Source organism: Streptomyces sp. NPDC005202 (genome assembly GCF_040608235.1).
Lineage (GTDB): Bacteria > Actinomycetota > Actinomycetes > Streptomycetales > Streptomycetaceae > Streptomyces.
Genome location: NZ_JBEXHW010000009.1, coordinates 70,606 through 78,406 on the forward strand (window position 1 = coordinate 70,606; position 7,801 = coordinate 78,406).

At 73.5% G+C, this 7,801-nt stretch carries 2 protein-coding genes and 2 pseudogenes; 2 read left to right on the plus strand and 2 right to left on the minus strand.

Annotation, left to right across the window (positions count from 1 at the left end; all coding sequences use genetic code 11):
* Positions 1–4 precede the first annotated feature (4 nt).
* On the minus strand, positions 5–592 hold the full coding sequence (rsmD, locus tag ABZV31_RS16425) for a 16S rRNA (guanine(966)-N(2))-methyltransferase RsmD (protein ID WP_355893790.1): 588 nt from the start codon (positions 590–592) through the stop codon (positions 5–7).
* A gap of 123 nt (positions 593–715) precedes the next feature.
* A complete protein-coding gene (gene recG, locus ABZV31_RS16430) occupies positions 716–2,986 on the minus strand; it encodes an ATP-dependent DNA helicase RecG (protein WP_355893793.1) in 2,271 nt (756 codons plus the stop codon).
* A gap of 166 nt (positions 2,987–3,152) precedes the next feature.
* Between recG and ABZV31_RS16435 the strand changes: the two are divergent.
* Together ABZV31_RS16435 and ABZV31_RS16440 are read left to right on the plus strand one after the other, a co-directional pair.
* Positions 3,153–5,003: pseudogene (locus tag ABZV31_RS16435) on the plus strand (HSP90 family protein).
* Positions 5,000–7,470: pseudogene (locus ABZV31_RS16440) on the plus strand (tetratricopeptide repeat protein); the annotation flags it as partial. The pseudogenes ABZV31_RS16435 and ABZV31_RS16440, both read left to right, overlap by 4 nt.
* Positions 7,471–7,801 lie beyond the last annotated feature (331 nt).

The window sequence follows — 7,801 nt, forward strand, 5'->3', positions numbered from 1 at the left end:
CCGGTCATCGTGCGTCTTCGCACGTAGAGGCGGCGCGACCGTACCAAAACGTTCCCTCGCCGTAGCGACGGGCCCGGATCGCGTCGAAGCCGTCCGGCCACCGGAATTCGCCACCTCTGGTGCTCCGCTCCACGGTGACGAGGGCTGCCTCCGCGAGCCACCCCTCCGAGCGGAGTGTGAGCAGAATCTCGCGAAGATCGTCGTCCGAGACGGCGTACGGGGGATCGAGGAAGACGAGGTCGTACGGCCCTGCCGGCGGCGGTGTCCGGACGATCTGTTCCGCTTTGCCCGCCCGCACCTCGGCGCCGGGGAGGCCGAGGCTGCGGACGTTCTCCCGGACGGTACGGACCGCGCGGGCGTCGGCCTCCACGAGCAGCGTTTGCCCGGCGCCGCGGGACAGCGCCTCCAGGCCGACGGCGCCCGAGCCGGCGTACAGGTCGAGGACCCGTTCGCCGTCCAGCGGGCCGCCGAGGAGCGACTGCCAGGTGGAGAACAGGCCCTCGCGCGCCCGGTCGGAGGTGGGGCGGGTGCCGTGCCCCGGCGGAACGGCCAGACGACGCCCGCCGGCCCGGCCGGCGATCACGCGGGTCATTTTCTGGGTCCTTGTCCGTGCTCGTGGTGGTGTCGCGTCATGCTCGCGGTGGTGTCGCGTCGTGCTCGTTGGGGTGTGGTGTCGCGTCCCAGTCTCTCAGCCCGGGGCGCCTGCGGGGCTCGGTCACCCCTTCTCCAGGTACTGCTCCCTCTCCTCGTCCAGCAATGAGTCCAGCGCCGTCCGCAGCCCGGGCAGGCGCTTGAGGTCCGGGTCGGCGGCGACCACCGCGGCGGCCTCCTCGCGGGCCTCGGCGATGATCTCCTCGTCGTCGATGACGGCGAGCATCCGCAGGCTGGAGCGGGCGCCGGACTGGGCCTGGCCGAGGACGTCGCCCTCGCGGCGCTGCTCGAGGTCGATACGGGAGAGCTCGAAGCCGTCGAGGGTCGCTGCGACGGCGTTCAGCCGCTGGCGGGCCGCGCTCGCCTCGGGCATCTCCGTGACCAGGAGGCACAGGCCGGGCGCCGAGCCGCGGCCGACGCGGCCGCGCAGCTGGTGGAGCTGGGAGACACCGAAGCGGTCGGCGTCCATGATCACCATCACCGTGGCGTTCGGCACGTTCACGCCGACCTCGATGACCGTGGTGGCGACCAGGACGTCGGTCTCCCCGGCCGCGAAGCGGCGCATGACCGCGTCCTTGTCATCGGGCTGCATACGGCCGTGCAGCACCTCCACCTCGAGGCCGTTGAGCGGTCCCTTGGCGAGCTGGTCGGCGACGTCGAGGACGGCGAGCGGCGGGCGCTTCTCGGCCTCGTCCTCGGGGGACTTCTTCTTGCCGCCCTTCTTCGGATCGTCCTCCTCATCGCCGATGCGCGGGCAGACCACGTAGGCCTGATGGCCCTTCGCCACCTCCTCGCGCACCCGCTCCCAGGCCCGCGCCAGGAAGTGCGGCTTGTCGGCGGCCGGGACGACATGGCTGGCGATGGGCGAGCGCCCCGCCGGGAGCTGGTCGAGGACGGAGGTCTCCAGGTCGCCGAAGACGGTCATCGCGACCGTGCGCGGAATGGGCGTGGCGGTCATCACGAGCAGGTGCGGCGGTTGCTTGCCCTTGCCGCGCAGGGCGTCGCGCTGCTCGACCCCGAACCGGTGCTGCTCGTCGACCACGACCAGTCCGAGGTCGTGGAACTGCACCTTGTCCTCGATCAGCGCGTGCGTGCCGATCACGATCCCGGCCTCACCGGTGGCCAGGTCGAGCAGGGCCTGGCGCCGGGCGGCCGCGCCCATGGACCCGGTGAGCAGCACCACCTTCGTGGCGTGCTCGGCGCCGCCCAGCATGCCGCCCTCCGGTCGCCCACCACCGCCCTTCTGCGGAGGCGCTTCGCGCCACAGCCCCCAACTGGCCAGCTCCCCCATCATCTCGGTGATCGACCGGTGATGCTGCTGGGCCAGCACCTCGGTGGGCGCGAGCATCGCGGCCTGCCCACCGGCATCGACGACGGCGAGCATGGCGCGCAGGGCAACGAGTGTCTTGCCGCTGCCCACCTCTCCCTGGAGGAGGCGGTGCATCGGGTGTTCGGTCGCCAGGTCGTCGAAGATCTCCCTGGAGACCTTCTGCTGGCCCTCGGTCAGGGTGAAGGGGAGGCGGTCGTCGAAGGCCGCGAGAAGGCCGTCCGGTCGCGGCTTCCGCGGGACCGCGGGGAGTTGTGTGTCGGCGTGGCGGCGGCGGGCGAGGGCGACCTGGAGGACGAAGGCCTCGTCCCACTTCAGCCGGGCGCGGGCCTCGGCGATGTCCGCCTTGGTGTGCGGGCGGTGGATCTTGAGCAGGGCCTCGGGGAGGGAGACCAGGCCGCGGCCCTCGCGCAGCGGGTCGGGGAGCGGGTCGATGGCCTCCTGGGCGCTGGGCAGGACGGTCTGGACCGCCTTGCCGATCTTCCAGGACTCCAGCTTGGCCGTGGCGGGGTAGATGGGGATGAGGGCGCCGGCCCAGGACTCGACCGCCTCCGCCGCGCCATCGTCGGCCCCCCTCAGCAACTCGTATGCCGGATGGGCCAGTTGCAGGCGGCGGTTGAAGACGGAGACCTTGCCCGCGAACATCGCGCGCGTGCCCGGCAGGAGCTCCTTGTGGGGCTTGTGAACACCGTTGCCGAAGAAGACCAGTTGGAGCCGGCCGCTGCCGTCCGTGATCGTGACCTCCAGGCGCTGGCCCTTGCCGCGGGGCGCCTTGGCGGAGGCGAAGGTGTGCAGGCGGGCGTCGGCGACCTGGGCGACCACCGTCACGTGCTCGTCCATGGGCAGGTCTGCGAGGTGGGTGAGCTGGCCGCGCTCCTCGTATCTGCGCGGGTAGTGGTGGAGGAGGTCGCCGACGGTGTGCAGGCCGAGGTGCTCGGCCATCACCTTCGCGGTGGCGGGGCCGAGCACCTTCTTCAGTGGTTCTTCCAGTGCAGGCACGAGATCCATTGCACACCACGACACTGACAATCCCGTATACGTCCCGGGAAACCCCTGGTCAGACGGGTCGTCCGCGCTCTAGGATGGCGCACTCCGGCCATCCCCCGCGGTCACCGCCCCACCAGGGACCGCCCGACCCCGCGCCGTCGCCCGTCCCCCCACCGGCGCTGCGACGATGGACTCCCAGACCTCACAGTCATCCCAGACACCTCAGTCAGCCCACACGTTCCAGGTCGACCTGCGCGGTCTGGTGGACCTGCTCTCGCACCACCTCTACTCGAGCCCCAAGGTGTATCTGCGCGAGCTGCTGCAGAACGCCGTGGACGCCATCACCGCCCGGCGCGCCGAACAGCCCGACGCCCCGGCCCGCGTACAACTGTCCGCAGACCCTGAAGGAGCCGCCACGCTGCGGGTGGAGGACACCGGCGTCGGCCTCACCGAGTCCGACGTGCACGACCTGCTGGCGACCATCGGCCGCAGCTCCAAGCGGGCCGACGGACTGCAGGAGGCCCGCTCGGACTTCCTCGGGCAGTTCGGCATCGGCCTGCTGGCCTGCTTCGTCGTCGCCGAGCGGATCCGGGTCGTCAGCCGCAGTGCCCGTACCCCGGACGCACCGCCGGTGGAGTGGACGGCGCGCGACGACGGCTCGTACACCGTGCGGACCCTGCCCGACGCGGCCCGCCCCGAACCCGGCACCACCGTGCACCTGGAGGCGCGGGCGGGGGCCGGCGAATGGCTCACCGAACAGCGCGTGCTCGCCTGGCGCGGGACTTCGGGTCGCTGCTGCCGTACGACGTCCGCGTCGGCGACACCCCGGTGACCGATCTGCCCGCGCCCTGGGACCGGGCGTACCCCTCCCCGGCCGCCCGCAGGGTCGCCCTGGCCCGGCACTGCCACGACCTGTTCGGCTTCACCCCGCTGGACTCGATCGACCTGGACGTGCCGCTGGCCGGGATCCGCGGGGTGGCGTACGTGCTTCCCTCCGCGGTCAGCCCGGCGCAGCGCGCGGGCCACCGCGTGCACCTGAAGGGCATGCTGCTGACCGAGCGGGCCGAACAGCTGCTGCCCGACTGGGCGTTCTTCGTGCGCTGCGTGCTCGACACGGACAGCCTGCGGCCCACGGCCTCGCGCGAGTCGCTGTACGAGGACGAGACCCTGGCCGCGGTGCGGGAGGCACTGGGCGAAAGGATTCGGTCCTGGCTCACGGGCCTGGCGGCCGGTGATCCGGAACGGCTGGCTGCGTTCCTGTCCGTGCACTTCCTCGGGGTGAAGTCCCTGGCGCGGCACGACCGGGAGATGCTGCGCACGATGCTGCCGTGGCTGCCCTTCGAGACGACCGACGGGCGGCTGTCCCTGGAGGAGTTCGCGCAGCGGCACCCCGTCGTGCACTTCACGCGGACGGTCGAGGAGTACCGGCAGGTCGCCCCGATCGCCTCCGCGCAGGGCATCGGCGTCGTCAACGGCGGCTACACCTACGACAGCGAGCTGGTCGAGGCGCTGCCGTCGGTGCGCCCGGGAACGGTGGTCGCCGAACTGGACGCGGACACCGTGACCGCCCACCTGGACGCCGTCGACCCGGCCGAGGAGCTGGCCCTGGCGGGCTTTCTGGCGGCCGCGCGGGCCAAGCTGGACCCGCTGGGCTGCGACGTGGTGCTGCGCGCCTTCCATCCCCTGTCGGTGCCCGCGCTGCACCTGGACGACCGGGCGGCCCGGCACGAGCAGGCCCGCGCCGAGGCCGAGGCGCAGGCCGACGACCTGTGGGCGGGCATCCTCGGCTCGCTGCGCGGCAGCGCCCCGCGCGCGTCTGATGCTCAACCACCTCAATCCACTGATCCGGAGGATCAGTTCACTGCACGACCCGGAGCTGATCGGCACTGCCACGGAGTCCCTGTACGGCCAGGCGCTGCTGATGGCGCAGCGCCCGCTGCGGCCGGCGGACTCGGCGCTGCTGAACCGCGCGTTCATCGGCCTCCTGGAATGGGCCACCCACAGCGACGCCGACTCGACGGGGGACGGTCACCGATGAGTGAGATCACCGACTTCGACTCCCTGCGCCGGGCGATGGCGGAGAACTCCGAGCAGCCGGAGGGCCCGGCCCGCAACGCGCGCGCGGAGCAACTGCTCGCCGAGGCCGAGAAGCTGAACATCCCGCTCGCCGTGATCGAGGCGCTCGGACACCAGCTGAAGGTCTACAACTACAGCTCCGAGAAGGACAAGATGTTCGTCCCCTTCGCGCGGCTGCTGCGCATGTGGGACGAACACCCCGAGGACTTCGACGAGTACGAGACCCATTCGCTGCACTGGGTGTTCAAGTGGATGTCGGCCGGCATGCTGGACCAGCCGCACATCCCGCTGGCCTCCATCGAGAAGTGGCTCGGCGAGATGGAGCACCGCTACCGGCTCGCCGGACACTCCGAACGGGCGGTGCGCAGCGCCGAGTTCAGCGTCGCCGCCCACGTCGGGGACGTGGCGCGCGCGGAGCGGGCGTACGCGGCGTGGCTGGGCGCCGACCGGGACAGCATGGCCGACTGCCACGCGTGCGAGCTGCACGCGCAGGGGTGGTGGCAGGCGGAGCGCGGCCGGGACGCGGAGGCGATCGAGCTGTGGCGGCCGGTACTGGACGGCGAGTTCACCTGCGCCCACGAGCCGCACACCGCCCTCGCCTCCTCCCTGGCGCCGCTGCTGCGCCTCGGCCGCCTCGACGAGGCACGCGCCCACCATCTGCGGGGCTTCCGGCTGGTGCGGGCGATGGAGAGCATGCGCGGCGCCTACGCCGACCACGTGGAGTTCTGCGCGCTGACCGGCAACGAGGCGCGCGGCCTGGAGCTGCTGGCGGAGCGGCCGGCGTACTTCACCGACTCCGGGCATCCGCGCAGCAAGCTGGACTTCCTGGCGGTGGTGACCCTGCTCATGGACCGTTTGGTCGAGCTCGGGCTGGGCGGACAGCGGGTGCCCGGACCTGCGGGGCGCGCCTGGACGGCCGGCGAACTCGCCGCGCACACGCGCGGGGAGGCCGAGGCCCTGGCCGCCCGCTTCGACCAGCGCAACGGCACCTCCTACGTCAGCGAGCGGGCACGCGCGCGCATGGCGCAACGCCCGCTGGTGGACCGGCTGCCGCTGGGAGTGCGCACGGCGGCGCGGCCGGCCGCCGCTCCCCCGGTTTCCGCGGTGCAGCCCACCGCCGTACCGGCACTGGACGCGTCCGACCTGCCCGCGCTGCTGGCCGAGGCGCGGCGGCTGTCGGACACGCTGCAGCCGCACGCCGTGGAGGCGTGGGCGGCCGTCGCGCGGGCCGCGGAGGGCGTCGAGCTGGACGCCCGCGACCGGGCCGAGATCGCCGACCACGAGGCCATGGACCGGGGCCCCGAGGGCGCCGAGCTGTTCGAGCGGGCCGCCGAGCTGTACGCGGAGGCGGGCGACCCCGGTGAGGCGCTGGCGGCACGCGCGCGTGCGGCGTACGTCCGGGCGCTGGCGGGCGACGTGGACGGGGCGCTCACCGCGGTCGCCGAGCCGTACGACCGGGTGCTCGCCCTGTATGCCGAGGACGGCACCGGTGTACGGCAGACGGCGTCCGTGCTGATGGCGCGGGCGCGGATCCTGATGCGGCGGGTGCACGGGGCCGACGGGCCCGTGGCCGAGGCGGACCTGTCCGCCGCCGAGGGCGCCGCGCGGGAGGTGCTGGCGCTCGTCGAGGGGCACACCGGGGACGACGTACGGCCGGCCTCCCGCGCCGCCGAGGCGCGGGCGATGCTCGCGGAGGTCGCCGCACACACCGGGGACCTCCGGGCGGCCGCGGAACTGTTCGCGCGGGCCGCGGCGGAGTCGGCGCGGGGCTGCCGTGGTTCGCGGTGGAGTACGAGGCCCGACTGGCCGGGCTCCGCCACCACCTCGGCGACGCCGCCGGAGCCGAACGGGCGCTGCGCGCGGCCCTGGAGCACGGCGGGCCGCACCTGGAGGCAATCGGACGGGCCCAGCTGCACCTCCAGCTCGCCGAGGTGCTCGGCGGCCGGGGCCGGGCGGAGGAGGCGGCGGTCCACGCCCTTCAGGCGGCGCACCGGGCCGACGAGGCGGGTGAGGGTGCGACGCTCGGGGCCTGGGCGCGGCAGCAGCTCGGCGGACTGCTGCTGCGGCTGGGGCGGTGGGCCGAGGCCGCCGAGGTGCTGGAGTCCGCGCTGCTGGACCTGACCGCCGAGACGCACGGCGACGGGGCGATCGTGCAGACGCAGTGGTGGCTCGGCGACTGTCTGAGCGAGCTCGGGGAGCACCGCGCCGCCGCCGAACGCCGGCTGCAGGCCGCCGAGATCGCCCGGCACTGGCCGGAGCAACAGGACCACGCGACGCTCGCCCACCTCGCCGCCGAGTCGCTCGGACAGGCGGGGCTGCTTGCCGAGGCGGACCGGGCCTACGCGCGCGCGGGCGACCTGTGGCGCTCGCTCGGCAACGTCCACGGCCTCGTCCGCTCCCTGCGCGCCCGCGCGTGGCTGGCACTGCGTACCGGGGCAGACTTGGACGGGGCACGCAAGCTCATGCCGGAGACGGAAGACGAGTCGCGGGAGCCGGTGGCGGGCCCGTGCGGGACGCGCGAGCTCACACCGGGCGCAGACTTGGCGCCGGAGCCGGTCGCAAACCCGGACTTGGCACCGGAGCCGATGGCCAGCCCAGGCGGGGCACCGGGACCGATCGCGAACCCGGACGAGGCGCGCGAGCTCATAAGCGCAGACTTGGCGGCGGAGCCGATGGCCAGCCCAGGCGGGGCACCGGGACCGATCGCGAACCCGGACGAGGCGCGCGAGCTCATAAGCGCAGACTTGGCGGCGGAGCCGC

What these genes read in the sequence shown, in the direction of transcription:
- rsmD (WP_355893790.1), bottom strand. Translation starts at nt 592, where the DNA reads ATGACCCGCGTGATCGCCGGCCGGGCCGGCGGGCGTCGTCTGGCCGTT.
- recG (WP_355893793.1), bottom strand. Translation starts at nt 2,986, where the DNA reads ATGGATCTCGTGCCTGCACTGGAAGAACCACTGAAGAAGGTGCTCGGC.